General features: G+C 42.6%; 18 protein-coding genes and 1 other annotated feature. Of the genes, 16 read left to right on the top strand and 2 right to left on the bottom strand.

Features of this window, described 5'->3' with window-relative positions; genetic code table 11:
- Positions 1 to 75: 75 nt before the first annotated feature.
- Positions 76 to 1,743 carry an MFS transporter gene (locus tag NSQ37_RS20895; protein ID WP_341124790.1) on the bottom strand — a complete coding sequence of 556 codons (1,668 nt, stop codon included), beginning with the start codon at positions 1,741 to 1,743 and terminating at the stop codon, positions 76 to 78.
- Positions 1,744 to 2,198: 455 nt separating this feature from the next.
- On the opposite strand from NSQ37_RS20895, the gene NSQ37_RS20890 reads away from it, so the two are divergent.
- The 15 genes from NSQ37_RS20890 (at position 2,199) to NSQ37_RS20815 (ending at position 17,342) form a co-directional block, all read left to right on the top strand.
- Complete coding sequence (locus NSQ37_RS20890; protein ID WP_144464240.1) at positions 2,199 to 3,296, top strand: ArsR/SmtB family transcription factor; 1,098 nt, start codon at positions 2,199 to 2,201, stop codon at positions 3,294 to 3,296.
- Between the two features lie 395 nt (positions 3,297 to 3,691).
- Positions 3,692 to 3,964: a YtzC family protein gene (locus NSQ37_RS20885; protein ID WP_003152272.1), complete on the top strand. Its 273-nt coding sequence runs from the start codon at positions 3,692 to 3,694 to the stop codon at positions 3,962 to 3,964.
- Positions 3,965 to 4,312: 348 nt separating this feature from the next.
- Entirely contained in the window at positions 4,313 to 4,705 is a 393-nt protein-coding gene (gene ytrA, locus NSQ37_RS20875; RefSeq protein WP_003152275.1) for a GntR family transcriptional regulator YtrA, read from the top strand.
- Complete coding sequence (locus NSQ37_RS20870; protein WP_020956239.1) at positions 4,698 to 5,576, top strand: ABC transporter ATP-binding protein; 879 nt, start codon at positions 4,698 to 4,700, stop codon at positions 5,574 to 5,576. Before ytrA ends, NSQ37_RS20870 begins: the two co-directional genes overlap by 8 nt.
- Positions 5,570 to 6,556 carry an ABC transporter permease subunit gene (locus NSQ37_RS20865; protein WP_326365252.1) on the top strand — a complete coding sequence of 329 codons (987 nt, stop codon included), beginning with the start codon at positions 5,570 to 5,572 and terminating at the stop codon, positions 6,554 to 6,556. Before NSQ37_RS20870 ends, NSQ37_RS20865 begins: the two co-directional genes overlap by 7 nt.
- Before the next feature lie 15 nt (positions 6,557 to 6,571).
- A complete protein-coding gene (locus NSQ37_RS20860) occupies positions 6,572 to 7,558 on the top strand; it encodes an ABC transporter permease (protein ID WP_206584408.1) in 987 nt (328 codons plus the stop codon).
- A gap of 36 nt (positions 7,559 to 7,594) precedes the next feature.
- Positions 7,595 to 8,575 carry an ABC transporter permease gene (locus NSQ37_RS20855; protein WP_160223228.1) on the top strand — a complete coding sequence of 327 codons (981 nt, stop codon included), beginning with the start codon at positions 7,595 to 7,597 and terminating at the stop codon, positions 8,573 to 8,575.
- A gap of 15 nt (positions 8,576 to 8,590) precedes the next feature.
- Positions 8,591 to 9,286 carry an ABC transporter ATP-binding protein gene (locus NSQ37_RS20850; RefSeq protein WP_032871660.1) on the top strand — a complete coding sequence of 232 codons (696 nt, stop codon included), beginning with the start codon at positions 8,591 to 8,593 and terminating at the stop codon, positions 9,284 to 9,286.
- Positions 9,276 to 10,586 (top strand): ABC transporter permease, encoded by a 1,311-nt coding sequence (locus NSQ37_RS20845; RefSeq protein WP_015240422.1) that lies wholly within the window; start codon positions 9,276 to 9,278, stop codon positions 10,584 to 10,586. Before NSQ37_RS20850 ends, NSQ37_RS20845 begins: the two co-directional genes overlap by 11 nt.
- Positions 10,587 to 10,647: 61 nt before the next feature.
- The gene (locus NSQ37_RS20840) at positions 10,648 to 11,343 is read left to right on the top strand and encodes a response regulator transcription factor (RefSeq protein ID WP_014305616.1); all 696 of its coding nucleotides are present in this window, start codon (positions 10,648 to 10,650) and stop codon (positions 11,341 to 11,343) included.
- On the top strand, positions 11,336 to 12,340 hold the full coding sequence (locus tag NSQ37_RS20835; protein ID WP_032871661.1) for a sensor histidine kinase: 1,005 nt from the start codon (positions 11,336 to 11,338) through the stop codon (positions 12,338 to 12,340). The genes NSQ37_RS20840 and NSQ37_RS20835 overlap by 8 nt, the downstream gene beginning before the upstream one ends.
- A gap of 102 nt (positions 12,341 to 12,442) precedes the next feature.
- A complete protein-coding gene (locus NSQ37_RS20830) occupies positions 12,443 to 13,198 on the top strand; it encodes an ABC transporter ATP-binding protein (RefSeq protein ID WP_025285144.1) in 756 nt (251 codons plus the stop codon).
- The gene (locus NSQ37_RS20825; RefSeq protein ID WP_012118238.1) at positions 13,195 to 15,135 is read left to right on the top strand and encodes an FtsX-like permease family protein; all 1,941 of its coding nucleotides are present in this window, start codon (positions 13,195 to 13,197) and stop codon (positions 15,133 to 15,135) included. The genes NSQ37_RS20830 and NSQ37_RS20825 overlap by 4 nt, the downstream gene beginning before the upstream one ends.
- A 107-nt stretch (positions 15,136 to 15,242) precedes the next feature.
- A complete protein-coding gene (locus NSQ37_RS20820) occupies positions 15,243 to 15,962 on the top strand; it encodes a YwaF family protein (RefSeq protein WP_061581842.1) in 720 nt (239 codons plus the stop codon).
- A gap of 195 nt (positions 15,963 to 16,157) precedes the next feature.
- Positions 16,158 to 17,342 carry an MDR family MFS transporter gene (locus NSQ37_RS20815; protein WP_015240418.1) on the top strand — a complete coding sequence of 395 codons (1,185 nt, stop codon included), beginning with the start codon at positions 16,158 to 16,160 and terminating at the stop codon, positions 17,340 to 17,342.
- 41 nt (positions 17,343 to 17,383) lie between these two features.
- On the opposite strand, the gene NSQ37_RS20810 is transcribed toward NSQ37_RS20815, so the two are convergent.
- Positions 17,384 to 18,169, bottom strand: coding sequence for an STAS domain-containing protein (locus NSQ37_RS20810; RefSeq protein ID WP_025285140.1), 786 nt, complete (start codon positions 18,167 to 18,169; stop codon positions 17,384 to 17,386).
- Between the two features lie 387 nt (positions 18,170 to 18,556).
- On the opposite strand from NSQ37_RS20810, the gene NSQ37_RS20805 reads away from it, so the two are divergent.
- Positions 18,557 to 18,892: a DUF4257 domain-containing protein gene (locus tag NSQ37_RS20805; protein ID WP_015418038.1), complete on the top strand. Its 336-nt coding sequence runs from the start codon at positions 18,557 to 18,559 to the stop codon at positions 18,890 to 18,892.
- Between the two features lie 102 nt (positions 18,893 to 18,994).
- Positions 18,995 to 19,208, top strand: a binding site (T-box leader).
- Positions 19,209 to 19,278 lie beyond the last annotated feature (70 nt).

Below are 19,278 nucleotides of genomic sequence, written 5' to 3'. Positions count from 1 at the left end.
CCTCCCTCACATCAGATGCATCCTAAAATTGTAGCATGAATGATGGGGCGGAACAATGAAACAATTATGGAACGGTCAAGACGTAATATCTACCTGGTTTTTCTGTTGTTGTTTTAAACGTTTTGGAGAAATATCACTGAACAATGCAAAAATAATTCCTAAAATAAGAATTACACTGCCTACTTTGAATGTATTATTAAAACTGTCACTTATTTTTTCATTATATAAATTTGAAATTTTTTTCTGGATAGCCATAACTTCCTTCTTTTGAATATTGAAGCTTTTTTGTACTTTTTCTTTATACGGATCCGGGGTTATAGAGAGAATTTCTTCCTCTTTTTTGTTTAATTCAGCAATACTTTTGCTTCGATCGAAACCTTTACTGTCTGAATGCTTTAAGTGAGTTATTATCTCGTTCTTTGCATTTTTATCAAAAACCTGATTGCTTTCCACAATTTTAATGGCTTCTTTTTTCGCAGTAGCTGTGTGATCATTTATATTCATTGTAAGCACAGATGTAAGTATGGCAATGCCTAGCGCTTGTCCAACTGTCCGCATCATATTAAGAATACCTGAGGCAATTCCTACTTTCTCAGGAGGAATAAGCCGTATCCCTGAACTCATTGCTGGTCCTATTACAAGCCCTAAAGCTAAGCCGGTCAAACATAACAGAATAATTACTGACGTTATAGAACTGTCGTATCGTATGTATCCATATAAATATGTTGTGATTGTTAAACCGAGCATACCTAGACCCGAAAGCCAAATGCCCCCGAGTTTATCAGATAGCTTTCCAGAAAGTACAGAGGTAAACATAGATGATAGAGCTAATGTAGAAACAATTAACCCCGCTTCTAATTCAGTTTTTCCCATTAAATTCGTGAGGAGTAAAGTAATAATAAGGGTACCGCTTGTTAATCCAAGGCCCTGCATAAAGAGGGTGAAAGAACTGAAACTAAACGTACGTATCTGCAGCATGGATAAGGGAATCATCGGGTTTTTAATTTTAGATTCAATAAAGAAAAACAAACAGAATAATAATACAGAGATTACAAAAAGAGAGATAATTAATGGTGATGACCAGCCTAAGTCAGATACTTTTGCAAAACCAAAGGTTAAACAGAAGAGAGCTCCGGATAAAATAAGAATCCCCATGTAATCAATTTTTTTACTCACTGTTTCATCATAACTCTCAGTAATAAAAAATGCTGCTAAAAAAAGAGAAATCAGACCTAAAGGAATATTTATGAAGAAGATAGCTTGCCAATTAAAATTTTCAGTTAATAATCCTCCAAGTACAGGTCCTAATGTAGCTGCTAATCCTGAGAAAGCACCCCAGATTCCAATGATCATTCCTTTTTTATTTTGAGGTACGATAGCTAAAGCTATAGGCATTGTAACAGGTACAATGAAAGCATCAGATAATCCCTGAATCACTCTAATTGTGACAAGCATTTCAATTGAAGTGCTCAAACATGCAATAACTGATGTCAAAATAAAAAGTGCTAATCCAAACATAAAAGCTTTTTTTCTTCCAAAATGGTCTGCCAGCTTTGATGCACCTACTAATAAAACCGCAAAAGCTAAAGTATAACCTGTAGCCACCCATGCTACTTGAGAAAGGTTACTCGAAAAATAATCCAGCATCTTAGGTAAGGCGATATTTACTATAGTGGTGTCCATTACTGAAATGAATGTACCTAATAATAATGCAGATAGCATAATTAATTTTTGAAAATTCAATACTACAACCCCCATTAGATATTAATCTAAATTTAAATTCGATATATATCTAAAAACATGATAAATGTAATCTTAAGAGGTGTCAATATTATTCATAAATTGTTTTTTCATCCACTTTTCTCGAAATCATATTTTTATAATTCAACAATTTTGTAACTTGAAATAACTCAATAAGAGCTAAAATTGACCTGTAAACTAGCTGAGATGATGAAGGATTTCTGAAGAGTGTGACATGAGGAGAACACTTAGCAAAAGGTGAGGCAAGTCTAATAAATCTAGGACTGCTCATGATAATGCTCAGTCAGGTATGTGCTTAAAGGAAAATTCTTTAAAATTAGAAATGATTATTCTTTGAAAGTTCCCTTTTAATTGATAATATTAAAAATGTAAAATGTCTGGCATGAAGATAGTACAACGTTTTCCTTGTGGAAAAAGACTTTAGGGGATGTGAAAAAGTGCGGTTAATAATTAATAACAGTGTTTCAGAATTCTTTGACAAGATATCCTCTATTCTATTCTTGAAACACGAGGAATTTTTCAAAGATTATACAACCAAATTGGGGTTAAATTTAGATAATGAATATTTTGTATTACTAGATGATCTTAAAAGAATAAAAGAGTTAGATAGTGAGTTTTTAAATTTTTATTTTGGCAGCTTTTGCGACTACAAAGATGTTAGGAATGCAAATATTTTTTGTTTAGCCACAACCTTTTTTAAAATACCACAAATTTATACGAAAGATTTTTTTGAAATTATTGATTATTTGTCTGCAGTTACAGAAGAAGAGATAAGAAAAAATATTTTAGAGTCTCTAATTTATTTACAAGGAGATCTTAAAACCGAAACATCTACCCAACAGTATTTAAATGACAGGGAAAGTTTATTTGAGCTACTTAATAATCTTAATATAAAGCCCGAATACAAGTGGATTATATTTAAGGTAATGAAATCTCCTAAAAATTATGTAGATCAATTTTGCAGCAAATTAATGTCGGTGAATGGTTATCTTAACGAGGCGATTTATAATTTAATTAAATTTAGAGATGAGTGGATGAATCAAGTAAAAAACATAAATATGGATTTTCCAAAAAAGATAATCAGTTCGTTAAAAGGTAAGGAATACTTATCTTGTGATTATATTAATATATATCCAACGCTTTTACCTTACACTGCAACTATTACGAAAAGTGAAGATAACATTTATGTTGGACTTGGTTATAAAGTTGATAAAATTTTTGAAAATACATTAGAGAAAGCTGAGATTAATCACATCATTGATTTTTTGAAGCTTTTATCGGATAAAAGTAAGTTCAAGATATTAATCTTACTTAGTCATAAAAAAATGTATGCTAATGAGATTGCTGAACAGCTAAATTTAACCAACGCAACGATTTCACACCATATGAGAATTTTGACGTTGCAAGGTTTAGTTGAGAGTACGAGAAATCAAAATAAAACATACTATTATCTTAATTCTTCAAAATTCGATTCTCTTTTGAACGGTTTGTTGAAAAAATTTAAAGCTGTTCCAGGCTTAGACGGGGATGAGTAAAAAAGGTTTTGGTTTTATAGTTGGTGTTAGTTTCGGGATGATAATTAAAGCTAATAAAAACAGATCGTCTAATGAATTGGATACCCTAAAAAATATGATGAATCCTGGGTGTTTTACACAAAAAAGATAATTTGATGGTGAACAATTTAAAGCGAACCGAAAATCTTGTGAGTGATGTGGGAAAATTTTAATGTTTTTAATAAAAGAAGAATTAAGTTATCGTTCTAAAATGAAGGATTTTTATAAAGAGTTAATTCTGTCTTGATTAAGTTTTACATTTAATCGTATTTTATACCATCTCTGTCTTGTGTATGAATTACCTGATATTTCTTGTGAGAATTTATTTGGAATAAGAAATACTATTGATATGACATTATCAATAGGAGGACTGTTTAATGGCAACAAGACAATCAGTAGATGAACATCTCCAAAGAAGCGAACAGGCGTATGAATTTGCGAATGAGCAATTTATGACCGCTTCAAAACAAGAGCATTATAATGATAATGAGTACAGTGAAGCGCAAATGATGCTTGAAAACGCGGTGAATGAATTAAACAAGCTGTCATTATCTGCGAATGATCAGCAAAGAGAGCAGCTTTATCGAATGAGATTGCAGCTGCAGACCTTGCAAAACAATATGATTTTGCAGCGTAATTTTGATTACTGACCGCGCCGTTTCAAATGGTTCAGCAAACCTGCCGGAATCCCGGCGGGTTTTTTTGTATTTCTTTTGAAAAAAGAATTGACAATAGGGCGGAGTGTGTTTATTGTATTACGTGTACTACTTGATGTAATACACATAAAACACTCAAAAAATGAAATCGACATATAAATGTTAAGCATAGGGAAGGGGAACTTTCATGAAAAACAAAAGATCCGTAAAACAAGATGTGCCTCTTATTATCGCCGCCTCGGTTTTGGCAAGCAGTCTGTTTGTCGTTCTTGTCGTCATCGGTTTTCAATGGCAGAACATTTAAAGAAAGAGAGCAGCTCGTAAAAGAAAGAAGGGAAGTAAATGATTCAAATCGATCCGAGAAGCTCAACTCCGATTTATGAGCAGATTATACAGCAACTGAAAGAGCTTTGTTTAAAAGGGATCATGAAGCCGGGGGATAAACTTCCTTCTGTCAGGGAATTGGCAACGATCATTATCGCCAATCCGAACACAGTCAGCAAAGCGTACAAGGAGCTCGAACGCGATGGTGTCATTGAAACGCTGAGGGGAAGAGGAACGTATATATCGGAGAATGCAAAAACGACATTGGTTGAAGGGAAGATGACGATGATAAAAGAGCAATTGAAACAGCTCATCATCGATGCCCATTACGCGGGAGTTGAGCTGGAGAAGCTGCAGGAATGGATAAAGGAAATCAGCGCTGATGTGAAAGGAGGCAAGGATCATGATTGAATTGCGGAATCTCTCAAAAACGATAGACGGTAAAGAAGTGCTCAAGGATATTTCGCTCACCATCGGAAAAGGGGAAATTTTCGGGCTGCTCGGGCGAAACGGATCAGGGAAAACAACACTGCTCCGGCTCATTCAGCAGATTCTGCTGCCGGATCAAGGGACGGTTTTATTTAATCAGGTGGAAATAAAGCGGCATCCGAAAGTAAAACAGAACATCATTTATATGCCTGTTGAAAATCCTTTTTATGACAAGTATACATATAAACAGCTTGTTGCGATTGTAAGCAGAATCTATCCGAATTTTGATGTGACTTACGCCAATGAGCTGATGAACAGGTACGGCATTCCGGAAACGAAGAAATACCGTGAATTATCGACAGGCCTGAAAAAACAGCTTGCGCTCGTCCTTGCCTTTGCTTCACGCCCGGCTCTTATCCTTTTGGATGAACCGACGGACGGAATTGACGCCGTAACGCGTCATGACGTGCTGCAGCTTATGGTGGATGAAGTGGCTGAACGGGAAACGAGTATTCTGATTACCTCACACCGTTTAGAAGATATTGAGCGAATGTGCAACCGGATCGGATTTTTGGAAGGAAATCAGCTGACGAATGTGATGGACTTGGATGATATGAAGGAAGAGTACATGAAAATCCAAATGGCATTTGAAGAGGACGTCGCCTTGAAGATCAGAGAACAAAACATACCGATTCTCGACCATGCCGGTGTGTTTTATACGGTGCTGATTCAAAAGAACGATGAGAAGAAAAAGAACTTTCTGCAAGAGCTGCGGCCGAAAGTATGGAATGAACTTCCTGTGAACTTAGAAGAGGTCTTCATCGCGAAGTTTGGAGGGAACCGGAGATGGTAGACAGGGGATTGCTGTACAGGGAATGGGTGCAGAATCGAACTGTTCTTGTGATGGTCGGCATTTTTTTAGCGGCGGTCAATCCATTTGAAGTGTTAAATACCTATCTGGTTTATCAAGGCTGTCTGGACACCCCGGAAGCATATTGTAACTTTTATGTGAATTCTTTGGATAGCGGAATGCTGAACTTGAACTGGGCGCCCGCTGTCATTTTGGCGGTTTGCTTATTCGGACTGGAGCGTACGAAAGGTACGATTGATACGCTTTTCAGTCTGCCTTATTCCCGCGCTCAGGTGTTTCACACTAAATTTTGGCTCGGGGCGGCGGTCATTGCCGGATTCCAAATCATCGGCTACGGGCTGGCTGAACTGCTCATTCTTCTGTTAAAGCCTGAGCGCGTATATTTCTTCCACCATTACAGCGTCGGAGAGATTATTGTGAGTGTTTTGGCTTTTACATTGGTCGCGAGCGCAGGCTGCTTAACGGGGAATACGTTCGCCCAGCTGTTAACGGCGTTTGCTGTGTCGATAGCGCCTTACCTGATTATTACGCTGCCCCTGTCCAATGTAGAAGTCATCTTCGGAGTCAGCATGTATGAGCTGATGCCGTCAGTCGAGGCTTATCTCAAAGTAAACAATCTTTTTCAATACTTGAATCCGATCATGTACATTGATACAGATTGGGTATCTGCCAGCAAGTATATATTACTCATCCCGGCAGTGATGAGCATTCTATTTTATGCCATTGGGTACTTTTGCTATGTCAGGCAGCCGGTGGAACGGAACGGCCGTTTTTTTCTCTGGAGACAGCTTGACCGGCCCATTCAGATTGTGGTGATCATAATCGCCGTTCTCGGTTTTGGCCTGGCGGGGTACTCGACGGGACATACGATGACAGGGTATGTGGCCGGGATGATTGTCGGGGGAGCGGTCGGATTTTTAGTCAGTTATTTTGTGATTTATAAAAAAACGAAGCATGTGTAAGAGAGGAGGACCGGAATGATACCGCGGGGATTGTTGTACACAGAATGGAAGAAAAATCAGTGGTTGTTTTTATGCAGCGGCATTCTTTTAATGGCGGCAAACCCTTTTATGGTTTATAACAACTACTCAACATATCAAGAATGTTTGAATAACCCAGCTCTTCAAGATTGTGAATTCGTTGTCAATTATACGAATGGGTCGCCTCTTTCCTTCAGCTGGAGTGTAAGTGTCATCATTGCTGTCTTCTTATTAGGCTTGGAACGGACAAAGGGAACGATGGATGCCTTGTTAAGCATGCCTTACAGCAGAGGCCAAATCTTTCAGACGAAATTCTGGCTCGGCGCAGCAGTCATTGTTGTTCCTCAGGCGATAGGCTATGGAGCGGCGTCATTGCTGATATCTTTGCTGAAACCGAGCCATACGTACGATTTTGATCATTTTTCAATCGGAATGATTGTCATCAGTTTTATGGCTTACGCCTTGTTAATGGCATCCGGCGCATTAACGGGACAGATATTCGCCCAGCTGTTAACGGCGTTTACCGTCACGGTTCTGCCCTTTTTACTCATCGGTCTGCCGGCCGCGAATTTGGAGGTCGTTTTCGATATTAGTGTGGGAAGTCAATTTTCTTTTATCAGCAGTTATATCGAATCCCGTCTTTTTATATTTGTAACCCCTATTGGATATGTGTTTAACGACTGGATCAGAGAAAGGGATTTGGTTTTAATCATTCCGATTGTGATGAGCCTTGTCTTTTATCTGATTGGTTACGTCAGCTTTCTGAAACATCCGAATGAACGGAACGGCAGATTCTTTCTTTGGAGAAAATTGGACCGTCCGGTGCAGATCTTGGTGATTGCCTTTGCTGTTATGGGTTTCGGCGTTTTCGGATATGGGGTCACAGACACGATGTTCGGCTATTTAGCCGGCATTATCTTCGGCGCGGTTATCGGGTTTTTCATCAGTTATTTTACGGTTTACAGGAAGTCAAAGCATCTGTAGATCTGTTTGAAAATGAGCAGTTTGGAGGAAGGCAAGGTGCCGATTAGCGGTTTGCTTTATAAAGAATGGAAGCAGCGGCAGACGCTGCTGCTTCTTACAGCGGGGTTCTTAGCTATTTTAGGCCCTTTGGCAATTATAAATGAGTATTTTCACTATAAGGGTTGTTTGAGTGCGCTTCATCAATATTCAGGTTCAGTTTGTACGTTCAGCATTGATTACAGCAATCGGAATTTGATTGGGCTTCATTTCATTCCTCCGGTTATGATGGGGCTTTTTCTGATAAGAGGAGGCCGGGCTGAAAGGATGTTTACACTGAGTCTTCCGTATTCGAGAAGCCGGATATTTCATACGAAGTTTTTCTTGGGAGCAGCCGTGTTAGCCGGCTCGCAGTTTGTTTCTTACGGAGTATCTGACATATTGTTTCTAGCGCTTAATCCTGACGCTGTCCATCATTTTCAATCGTTCAGCGCAGGGATGCTGGTCATCAGCTTGATGATTTATGCATTAGTGACAGCTGCCGGCACGATAACGGGCAATTTAGCGGCGCAGCTGATCACAGCGTTCACGGTTTCCGTCTTTCCGATCGTGGTTATGACGATTTACCTGTTAAACGCTGAGTTCCTTTTTGGCAGGCAGGCTGTGCCGGATATTGATTTCCCTTGGAGCGGATTTCTGATCTATTTCATGCCTGCCGCTTACATCCATACATCATGGATGTATTACATGAAACACGCATTGTTAATTTCCGCATTAATGGGATGTTGTTTCTATCTATTCGGTTATGTGAATTTCCTGAAAATGCCGAGTGAACGAAGCGGACATTTTATCCTAAGCAAACACATTGAACGCATCATTCAATTGCTCGTCATGTCGCTCAGTATGCTGGGAAGTGCGGGGGTATGCGGATATGCTTATAACGGTTCGTATACCGGTTACATATTCGGCATGCTTATCGGCGCGGTTATCGGGTTTTTCATCAGTTATTACTTCATCTATAAAAAAACGAAACAGATATAAGGGGGAGTGGTGTACGTGATAGAAGTACAGCATATTGATCATTCATTTAAAATCGGCAGGAAAGGCAGAGAGAGTGAGGTTCCGGTATTGAAGGATGTCTCTTTGACCGTTGAAAAAGGGGAAATTGCCTGTATCGTCGGTCGGAGCGGTTCCGGAAAATCAACGCTTCTGAATTTAATATCCGGATACATAGCGCCGACGAAGGGCCGTATCGTCATTAACGGCACTGATGTGACGAGCTTCAGTGAAAAAGAGTGGGCGCAGTTCCGCCTCGGGCATTTCGGCTTTATTTTTCAAAGTTTTCAGCTCATTCCGAGTCTGACAACCTATGAAAATGTTGAAATGCCGCTTGCCTTAAAAGGCGTCAAACCGTCTGAACGCAAGCAGAAAGTCGCGGACATGCTGAAACGGGTCGGACTTGAGAATCATGCGAATCATTATCCGAATGAGCTGTCAGGCGGCCAGCAGCAGCGTGTCAGTATCGCAAGAGCCCTGATTTTAAATCCGTCAATTATTTTAGCTGATGAGCCGACGGGAAGCCTTGATTCAGAAACGGAACTTGAGGTGCTTGCATTAATTCAGCAGCTGAACCGGGAGCGTGGGATTACATTTGTCATCATTACGCATGACGATGAAGTCGCTTCGATCGCGCATTCAAAATTCCAGCTGCATGACGGTGTATTAAAAGGGGGCGTTACTGTTGAGATTTAAGGATCAGATTCACTTTATCAGAAGAAATATGAAGAAAAACCGGCTGCGTGTTTTCATGACGGTGCTGGCGACGACAATGGCGTGCGCGTTTTTAGTGGTGCTGGCTTCCGTCGGATTCGGCATCCAAAAAACGATTACAGACATTACGATGAGCCAGCAGATTGTTACGGAAATCAACGTGCTCGGCCAAGAGAACGGAAAAGCCGTGAAGAAATCAGACTTGGAAAAGTATAAAAATGTCAAGTCTGTCGTTGAAAGAACACAAGTGTATGAACCGAACAAAGCGTCATTGGGAAACCGAACAAATGAAGATTCAGCCATTGTGCTGACAAACATGAACGATGAAGTCAAAGCCAATATGGAGCTTGATCAGGGAAGAGTCGCCCGCACAGAGAATGAAATCGTGGTCGGCTATGATTTTGCGAAGAACCTATTGACGAAAAAAGAGGCTGACGCTTACGACAAAGAGTTAAATGATCACCAAGGCGACATGTCGGAGGTGAAAAAACCAAAAGGCTATACGAAAGACCTGCTTAATAAAACGATACAGCTGAGCATCTCCAAAACAAACAAAGACGGAGACGTTGAGAAAACGAAAACGTACGACTTTAAAGTAGTCGGAATTACAAAAAAACCGTCCCAAGATTGGATGGAGGATACAAATATTTTTGTGAGTGATCAATTCAAGAAAGACTTCTCAACATTCTTGGATCTGAAGAATGGAAATGCGGAAAAAAGCATTAATGTGTATGCGGACAAATTCGATCATGTCGATCAGCTTACCCATGACCTCACGGATGACGGCTTTTATGTCAGATCTGTCACTACCGAGCTGAAGGGCGTCAACACCTTTTTCCTTGTCTTTAAAATCGGCCTGATCTTTGTCGGCTTTATCGCCGTCGTGATTTCTGCCATCGGTATTTTCAATACGATGACGATGGCGGTGACGGAACGAACGCAGGAAATCGGGATTATGAAAGCGATCGGCGCAAGCCCGTCCATCATCCGCAGAATGTTCCTGATGGAAAGCGCCTATATCGGGATATTAGGTTCTGTCATCGGGATTATCATTTCTTACGGAGTGAGTTTTGCCGTCAATCTGGCTGTGCCGGTTATTTTGAAAGCGGTAGGGGGAAACACCGGAGCCGAAGATCTTCATTATACCTTCTCCTATATCCCGCTCAGCCTCGTTGTGATCGCAGTTGTCATTTGTGCGGGGGTCGCAGTGATTTCCGGTATGAATCCGGCCCGCAAAGCGACAAAAACCAACGTTCTGACTGCATTAAGAAGAGAACTGTAAAGGAAAAACCGGCTGGACATCAGCCGGTTTTTCCTCTATCTATCAGAAAAGGGCGGATACCATGTTTCACATTTTGTTAATAGAAGATGATAACACTTTATTTCATGAGATGAAAGAGAGATTAACGGGCTGGTCATTTGCGGTGCACGGAATAAAAGATTTCAGCCGGGTCATCCGGGAGTTTACCGAAATCAAGCCTGATTTGGTGATCATTGATGTACAGCTGCCGAAATTTGACGGCTTTCATTGGTGCAGAATGATACGCTCCCAATCAAACGTGCCGATTCTCTTTTTGTCCTCGCGCGATCATCCCGCGGATATGGTCATGTCGATGCAGCTCGGGGCAGATGATTTTATTCAGAAGCCTTTTCACTTTGATGTGTTAATCGCGAAAATACAGGCGGTGTTCCGCCGTGTGCATCAATACGGCACAGAACCTGCGTTGATGAAAAGATGGTGCGGGGCGGTCATTGACACAGAAACCAACACGGTCAGCCGTAAAAACGGTTCGGTCGAGCTGACCAAAAACGAAATGCTGATCTTAAAACTGCTGGCTGAGCAGAAAAATAAAATCGTCAGCCGGGAAGAACTCATCAGAAGCCTATGGAATGATGAGCGTTTCGTCAGTGATAATACGCTGACGGTGAATGTCAACCGGCTGCGGAAAAAACTCGATCAATTAGGCATCGGGAAAATGATTGAAACCAAGGTGGGGCAGGGATACATCGCAAAGGAAGAAGACGGTCTTTATGATTAAATCATTTCTGCTCGAAAGAAAGAGCTGGATCGCGATGTTTCTTTTGCAGCAGGCTGTGCTCCTTTTTGCGGCATATATTGATCCGTCTATTCCGTTTTTTTCGGTGCTGTATTTCGTTTACCTATCGCTTCTTGTGTTTCTTGTATTTCTCTTGTTCCGCTATCGTAAAGAGACCGCCTATTATAAAAGCTTAAGAGAGTGGGACGCCAATTTAGACATGTCTTACCTTAAAGCGCCTGACAGTCCGTTTGAGTCTATCGTTGAAGAAAGCATTGAAGGGCAGACAGAGCAGTTAAGAAAAAGCTCCCTCCATCTTCAGGCGGCGTCAGAGCATGAAAAGGACGATCTGATGTCATGGATTCACGAGGTCAAAACACCGCTGACAGCGATGCATCTCATGATCGAGCGCCTTGATGAACAGCCGCTGAAAGCCCCTTTGCTGTATGAATGGCTGCGGATTCACCATCTCCTGGACCAGCAGCTTCATCAGAAACGATTGTCCTTTATTGAAAATGATTTATCATTCCAGCGAATTCAGCTCAGACCGCTCGTTTTCAAAGAAATTAAAAATCTGCAATCTTGGTGTATACAAAAAGGGATCGGGTTTGACATTCAGCTTGATTCACCAGACGTTCACAGTGACGGAAAATGGCTTTCCTTCATCATCAGGCAGCTGTTAAGCAATGCCGTCAAATACAGTGAGGCGGATGACATTACCGTAAAAAGCTATGAACAAAACGGCCGGGTGCATGTGGATATCGAAGACCGCGGCATCGGCATCGAGCCCAAAGATCTTCCGCGCATTTTTGAAAAGGGATTTACCTCGACGCGAATGAGGCGTGATCACGCGTCAACGGGGATGGGCCTGTATTTGGCTCAAAAAGCCGCGGCTCCGCTTCTCATCCAGATCAGCGTGCGCTCTGAGCCGGAAAGCGGCACGGTTTTTACCTTGGTGTTTCCGAAACAGAACGATGCCGTCAGCATGTTCAGCGTGTGACAAAAGTGTCACATGCTTTTCTCTTTTGTTCGCTTAATCAAACGAAAAAAACGGCTTCTGTTTTTAAAATAAAGATAACCAATGTAAAAGGAGAATCAGAACGTGATGATTTTAGAAGCAGGCAATATCCAAAAAAGCTACGGAAACAAGCTGAATAAACAAGAGGTGCTGAAAGGAATTGATCTTCAGATTCACAAAGGGGAATTCGTCAGCATTATGGGCCCGTCGGGATCAGGGAAAACAACCCTTTTGAATGTGCTTTCCTCCATTGATAAAGTGAGCGCGGGCACCATTAAACTGAATGAGACGGAGATTACATCCATGAAAGAAAAGCAGCTTGCCGAATTCAGAAAACGGCATCTCGGCTTTATTTTTCAGGATTATAATTTATTGGACACCCTGACCGTGAAGGAAAACATACTCCTGCCGTTATCCATTACGAACATGTCTAAGAAAGAGGCGGACCTGCGATTTGCCGAGACGGCAGAGGAGCTTGGAATCTATGATTTGCGACATAAGTATCCGAGTGAAATTTCCGGCGGGCAAAAACAGCGGACGTCTGCCGCAAGAGCTGTTATTCACGAGCCGGGCATTATTTTTGCTGATGAGCCGACCGGAGCGCTCGATTCAAAGGCTGCCATGGATTTACTGAATAAACTCAGCCGTCTGAATCAAAAACGCCGCGCCACCATTGTGATGGTGACGCATGATCCGGTTGCCGCCAGCTATTCCGGACGTGTGGTTTTTATTAAAGACGGCCGTGTGTATACACAGCTGAATAAAGGCGGCCAGGACAGACCGGACTTTTTTCAGGATATTATGAAAACGCAAAGTGTATTGGGCGGGATTCAGGCATGAGTATTCATCATTTGATCTTCCAGAACCTGAAAAAGAATATGAAAAACTATTACCTTTACGTTTTTGCGCTGGTGTTCAGCGCCGCCCTTTATTTCGCGTTTGTCACGATGCAATACGATCCGGCGCTTGATGAAATGAAAAGCTCCATAAAAGGAGCGGCGGCAATCAGGGCCGCCTCTGTACTGCTTGTGGCGATCGTGTCGGTATTTCTTTTATACGCCAACACCATTTTTATTAAACGGCGCGGCCGGGAAATCGGCTTATTCCGATTAATCGGCATGACGAAAATGCACATTTTCCGCATACTCAGCACAGAAAATTTCATTTTGTATTTCGGATCGATTTGGATCGGTATTTTTGCCGGCTTTTCTCTCTCGAAATTATGTATGATGATGCTGTTTCATACAGTCGGTGTGAAAGCCTCTGTCTCACTGTTTTTTTCAAGCAAGGCGCTCGTTCAGACGTTAATTGTGTTCGGGGCGATTTACGTGCTGATTATGATGATGAATTACTTATTTATTAAACGGCAAAGCATTTTGTCTTTATTTAAAACCGCGTCATCGTCAGAAAGCGGCATAAGACGGCTTTCTTGGGTGCAGATGTCGATCGGTGTTGTCGGTATTGCGGCCATTATCGCCGGCTATGCCGTGTCCGCGGATTTATTCGGAGGCAGTTTTACGAGCATGAATGAACTGTTTTCGGCCATGGTGTTTATTCTCGGCTCGGTCATTATCGGAACCTATCTGTTTTATAAAGGTTCGGTCAGCTTTCTGGCAAATCTCATCCGGAAATCAAAAGGCGGGTATCTGAATGTCAGTGAAGTGCTGTCTTTGTCATCCATCATGTTCCGGATGAAGTCAAACGCCGTCCTGCTGACGATTATTACGACTCTTTCGGCGCTGGCAATCGGTTTGCTGTCTTTAAGCTATATCTCGTACTATTCCGCGGAAAAATCGGCTGAGCAAAATACAGCCGCGGACTTTGCGTTTGATAACCAAAAGGAGACTGACTCATTTACCGCTTTATTGAAGAAAAACGGAATTGAACACAAAGTGAAAACAATCAAGACCATTCAAGCCGGTGTCAATATGAAGAACATCATAAACGGCGACATGAATAGCTTTCAACAAGACCCGTCCAGCTTGGCGCTGCCGATTATAAGCGAGAAAGACGCAGAAGGGACGGAGCTTTCTGACGGAGAAGCCGTGTTTACCGGATATAATGATATGATGAAAAGATTTCTCGACCTGAAAACGTCAGGATCCATTGATATAAACGGCAAAACGGATAAAATACCGCTGGCGTATAAGGGCTTGAAGAACGACTTCCTTCTGTCATATACATTTACAAGCGGAGGGCTGCCGACCGTTATCGTCACGCAGCAGGTATTTGACCGGATCGAGAAAGATATCGACCCGTCCATTCAGGGAAAATCAAATCGGTTTTTCGGCATTACACTCAAACGTGAAGAGGACATCCAAAAAGCTGATGGTCTGTTTCAGGCGCAGCACTATTCTGACGGCGCGCTTTCACAATTTGAAACGGCTGACACCCAAAAGAAAAATATGGGGCTGATCATGTTTATTGTCGGCTTTTTGGGGTTAACCTTTCTGATCACCTCAGGCTGTATCCTTTATTTTAAACAAATGGGCGAGTGTGAGGATGAGAAGGCTGATTACACGATATTGCGGAAGCTCGGCTTCACAACGGGGGATCTGCTGAAAGGCATCCGCCGGAAGCAGGCGTATCATTTCGGGATTCCGCTCGTTCTCGGGCTGTTCCACAGCTATTTTGCCGTTCAGTCAGGATGGTTTTTATTCGGAACGGAAGTGTGGACGCCGATGATCATCGTCATGGCGCTGTATACGCTGCTGTACTCCATCTTCGGCATGCTGTCGGTGCTATACTATAAAAAGGTCATTCAATCCGCATTGTAAAACAAGTTGAGGAGCCTCCGCATAAGCGGAGGCTTTTTTTGTATGAATAGAAGAAAGCGATTTTTAAAAGAATAGACATACGTCATTTTTTCGCGCGGGGGAGCCTTATGCAGAAGTATTTTCAATTGAAATCTGAAACAGGAGCCTTTCATCTTTTTTCCAAGGAACACATTTTCACGCTTTTGGTCATCGGATTGCTTGGGGTGTGCGTGATCATATTCCGGAAACAGCTCAATCACGGCCGGCCGAATCGCGTTTTCCGCTATGTACTGTTCATTTTCCTTGCCGTGTCGCAGATCAGCTATCATATATGGCTGCTTTGTCATCATGCCTGGTCGCTGAAAACAGCTCTGCCGCTGCAGCTGAGCGACCTTTCCGTCTATTTGGCAATGCTGATGGTCATGACAAAAAGCAAAAAACTGTTCGCCTTCCTCTATTTTGCCGGTTTGGGCAGCGCCGTACAGGCGATGGCAACACCTGATTTAGGGGCGTATTCTTTCCCTCATTTTCGGTACATCGTGTTTTTCGTCTCCCACGGCTGTGTTTTTCTTACCTGCCTATTCATGGCCGCTTCAGAAAGGTACAGACCGTCGGCGCGCGGACTGTGGGTGTCTGTGCTGATCGTAAATCTGTACGGGGCGTGTGTCTTTTTTATTGATCGTGTGCTGAATGCAAATTACTTATATTTAATGAAAAAACCGAAGACCGCTTCGCTTCTGAATGTTTTCGGACCTTGGCCGTGGTATCTTCTATCAATGGAAGCGGCGGTGATATTGAGCTTTTTCATTCTGTATATTCCGTTTTGGCTGCTGAGGAAAAGAGCATGAGGCCGGCCTGTTTTTGTGAATCCAATCATTTGTAATTTTTTCAACATTCCGGCATTATTTTTTTCAGATTCTGATGTTGAAAAAAGACGTCCGCGGCGATAGAATGAATGTGCTATGATAACGTGTTCGATACGGAGCCGCGGCTTGCGGTTTCCGTTTTTTCATGGGGTTTTTTATAGAGAGAGGGGGATCGGTATGCCGCGCGCTTTGAAGATATTAATCATCGGAATGTTTATCAATGTGACGGGCGCATCTTTTTTGTGGCCGCTGAATACGATCTATATTCATAATCATTTAGGGAAATCGCTGACTGTTGCGGGGGTTGTTCTGATGCTGAATTCCGGGGCCAGTGTGGCGGGGAATTTATGCGGCGGATTTTTGTTTGATAAAATCGGCGGATTCAAATCCATTATGCTGGGCATTATGATCACATTGGCAAGTCTTCTCGGACTCGTTCTGTTTCATCAATGGCCCGTTTATATTTGGCTGCTCATCATTGTCGGCTTCGGTTCCGGTATCGTGTTTCCGGCCAGTTACGCCATGGCGGGAGCGGTATGGAAAGAAGGCGGGCGGAGAGCTTTTAATGCGATTTATGTAGCTCAGAACGCAGGTGTCGCCGTGGGCTCGGCACTCGGCGGGATGGTTGCGGCGTACTCGTTTACGTACGTGTTTTTAGCCAATGCTATGCTGTATGTGCTGTTTTTCCTTATCGTATTTTTCGGGTTTCGAAATATCAAAACCCAAAATGCGAGCCAGGTTTCTGTTCTGGACTACGAGCCTGTCAGCAGCAGAACGAAATTTACGGCGCTTCTCATATTGAGCGGCGGGTATGTTCTCGGGTGGATCGCCTATTCGCAGTGGTCCACAACCGTTGCGTCACATACTCAAAGCATCGGTATGCCGCTTTCATTATACAGTGTGCTCTGGACCGTAAACGGAATATTAATTGTCGCCGGACAGCCTCTCATGGGAGCTGTTCTGAAAAAATGGTCCGGTGCGTTAAAAACGCAGATGGTCATCGGCTTTTGTATTTTTATCGTCTCGTTCGGCGTGCTTCTCAGCGCCAAGCAATTTCCGATGTACCTCACCGCAATGGTGATTTTAACCGTCGGAGAAATGCTTGTCTGGCCTGCCGTGCCTACCATTGCCAATCAGCTTGCGCCTAAGGGGAAAGAAGGATTTTACCAAGGATTCGTCAACAGTGCGGCGACGGGCGGCAGAATGATCGGGCCGCTCCTTGGCGGCGTGCTGGTTGATCAGTACGGAATGAGCGTGCTGCTGTTGATCCTGATGGTGCTTCTTGTTGTCAGCATCGCAGCGACGGTGCTGTACGACAAACGCCTGAAAACCGTTAATAAACAAAACGTCCAAGTGCGATGACGACATAAAAAAATCCCGCTGTTTCGGCGGGATTTTTTTGTTTATACGACCGGAAGCACGTTGACGGCGTCCTTAACGTTTAAATACGTCTTTAATGAAGAAAAGCTGGCATCAAGCTGATTCATTCTCATGGCGAGGGTAGGCTTGATACCGGTGATAATCAATTCTGTGCCGATTAATTTAAGCAGGTGGTGCAATTTGAAAATCCGGTCTGCGGTCTGTTCGTTTACCTCGGCCAGACCTGATAAGTCTATAATTAAGTAATCATCTTTAGATGCGGTTAATATGTCCGTCAAAGTTGTCACAATTGAATCAAATCGTTCTTCCGTTAAGTTTCCCACTAACGGCAAGGCGGAGATGCCGTTTCGGATCGGAACAATCGGTGTAGACAGCGTCGTGATTTCTGTGAGGGAATCCTCAAGGAGCTTTTCGTATTCTTTCTGCTCTGTAATGTCTTTTTGAAAACCGACAAAATAGAGCTTGTCTTCAACATAAAGAGGATCAATGTTGAGTTCATTCCAAAATGGGGTGCCGTCTTTTTTAACGTTTTTCAGCCGCACCGTGATCTTTTCTTTCTGGGTTAAGCTCTTTCTGATTTTCGCGACTTGTTGACGGTCGGTTTCTTTGCTTTGCAGAAATCTGCAGTTCTTACCTAATATCTCTTCGGAAGAGTAGCCTGTCATATCCATAAATCCCTGATTTGTATATATGATGGGATTGTCCTCAAGAGAGGGGTCTGTAATCACCACGCCGATGCGTGCGTGATCAAGCGCCTTTTTGATAAGCTCCAGCTGCTCCAGTTTTCCGGATACATTTGAGTCAGCCATGTAAAACCCCCTTTTGGCCGTAAAGCTGCGCGCTTTTTCAGCCGTGTTTCTCCCCTTTTTAAATGAATCTACAGTAACCGTAGCATAACATATGTTCTGATTCAAGCAGCCGAAGTTTGCAATTTGTCATTCGGGCTTGTCCTCATATACACTGAATATATAAAGGGAAGGCACATCATCGCTAAGTAAGTGACTAGGTCATTGTCACTGGGTGAAAAATGAATCTAATGCATCAAGCTTACCGATCATGTGTTCACATATAATGGAAGAAACAAGCTTTTTACTTTCCTGCTCAATCGCCGGTATGTAGATATCGAAAATCATCGTATTCGTAAGGGGGCTGGATGGCCTGAAGTCGCTTTACTAAATAAGGGCTTTAGGAAGGTGATGAAGATGCTGCATCAGGTAATAATTGCTTGTGTAATTGGAGGAATCATGGGGGTTCTCGGTCATGTGAAAAAGAGAGGCAGGCTGGAGAAACCCAGAATGACAAAGCGGTTTATCTATCTCGGTTTTTTGGAAGATGGTTTTATCGGAATGGCTGCTTCCATCTTACTTGTCTTATCCGCTGACCCCGATTCAGGAATTCAACTCGTCATCTTATCCATAATCGCAGGCTACGGCGGAGAAGCTGTTCTCAGGAGCTTTGATTTTGTCAGAGAACAAAACAGTGATTCGGCCGAAGCAAAACCACACCAGCAAAAAAATCCTCCATCAAAATAATATCCCCGCTCATGACCCGTTCCGGGTACATTCCCATTGTATACAAACCTGCTTGCACTTATGAACAGAATTCTATAAAATACAGGTAAGATTACGGTAGCGATAAGAACAGTGAAGAGGAGCAGTAAGAAGCAGATTTTGCAATCAGAGAGTTGACGGCCGGTGCAAGTCAATCAAGTCTGTTTCCGAACTCGCCTCAGAGTTGCAGCGGCAAAACCGCTGACGCATAACTGCGTTAAAAGTATCAAGTGAGTGCGGCTCAAAACCGCGCTAACGAGGGTGGTACCGCGGGAAATAAAAATCTCTCGTCCCTTTTTGGGATGAGGGAGTTTTTTTAGTTTTAGAATAATCTGAATATAATCTTTCTCATCCCGTCAATACTTGGA

It is taken from the genome of Bacillus sp. FSL P4-0334 (assembly GCF_038004825.1).
In the GTDB taxonomy this organism is placed as follows: Bacteria; Bacillota; Bacilli; order Bacillales; family Bacillaceae; genus Bacillus; species Bacillus velezensis.
The sequence above is the reverse complement of the archived record's forward strand: the minus strand, read 5'-3'. Positions and strand labels throughout refer to the sequence as shown.

Coding starts and splice junctions, on each gene's coding strand:
- NSQ37_RS20885 (WP_003152272.1), top strand. CDS start 3,692: ATGGCAACAAGACAATCAGTAGATGAACATCTCCAAAGAAGCGAACAG.
- ytrA (WP_003152275.1), top strand. CDS start 4,313: ATGATTCAAATCGATCCGAGAAGCTCAACTCCGATTTATGAGCAGATT.
- NSQ37_RS20870 (WP_020956239.1), top strand. CDS start 4,698: ATGATTGAATTGCGGAATCTCTCAAAAACGATAGACGGTAAAGAAGTG.
- NSQ37_RS20865 (WP_326365252.1), top strand. CDS start 5,570: ATGGTAGACAGGGGATTGCTGTACAGGGAATGGGTGCAGAATCGAACT.
- NSQ37_RS20860 (WP_206584408.1), top strand. CDS start 6,572: ATGATACCGCGGGGATTGTTGTACACAGAATGGAAGAAAAATCAGTGG.
- NSQ37_RS20840 (WP_014305616.1), top strand. CDS start 10,648: ATGTTTCACATTTTGTTAATAGAAGATGATAACACTTTATTTCATGAG.
- NSQ37_RS20835 (WP_032871661.1), top strand. CDS start 11,336: ATGATTAAATCATTTCTGCTCGAAAGAAAGAGCTGGATCGCGATGTTT.
- NSQ37_RS20825 (WP_012118238.1), top strand. CDS start 13,195: ATGAGTATTCATCATTTGATCTTCCAGAACCTGAAAAAGAATATGAAA.
- NSQ37_RS20820 (WP_061581842.1), top strand. CDS start 15,243: ATGCAGAAGTATTTTCAATTGAAATCTGAAACAGGAGCCTTTCATCTT.
- NSQ37_RS20815 (WP_015240418.1), top strand. CDS start 16,158: ATGCCGCGCGCTTTGAAGATATTAATCATCGGAATGTTTATCAATGTG.
- NSQ37_RS20810 (WP_025285140.1), bottom strand. CDS start 18,169: ATGGCTGACTCAAATGTATCCGGAAAACTGGAGCAGCTGGAGCTTATC.
- NSQ37_RS20805 (WP_015418038.1), top strand. CDS start 18,557: ATGAAGATGCTGCATCAGGTAATAATTGCTTGTGTAATTGGAGGAATC.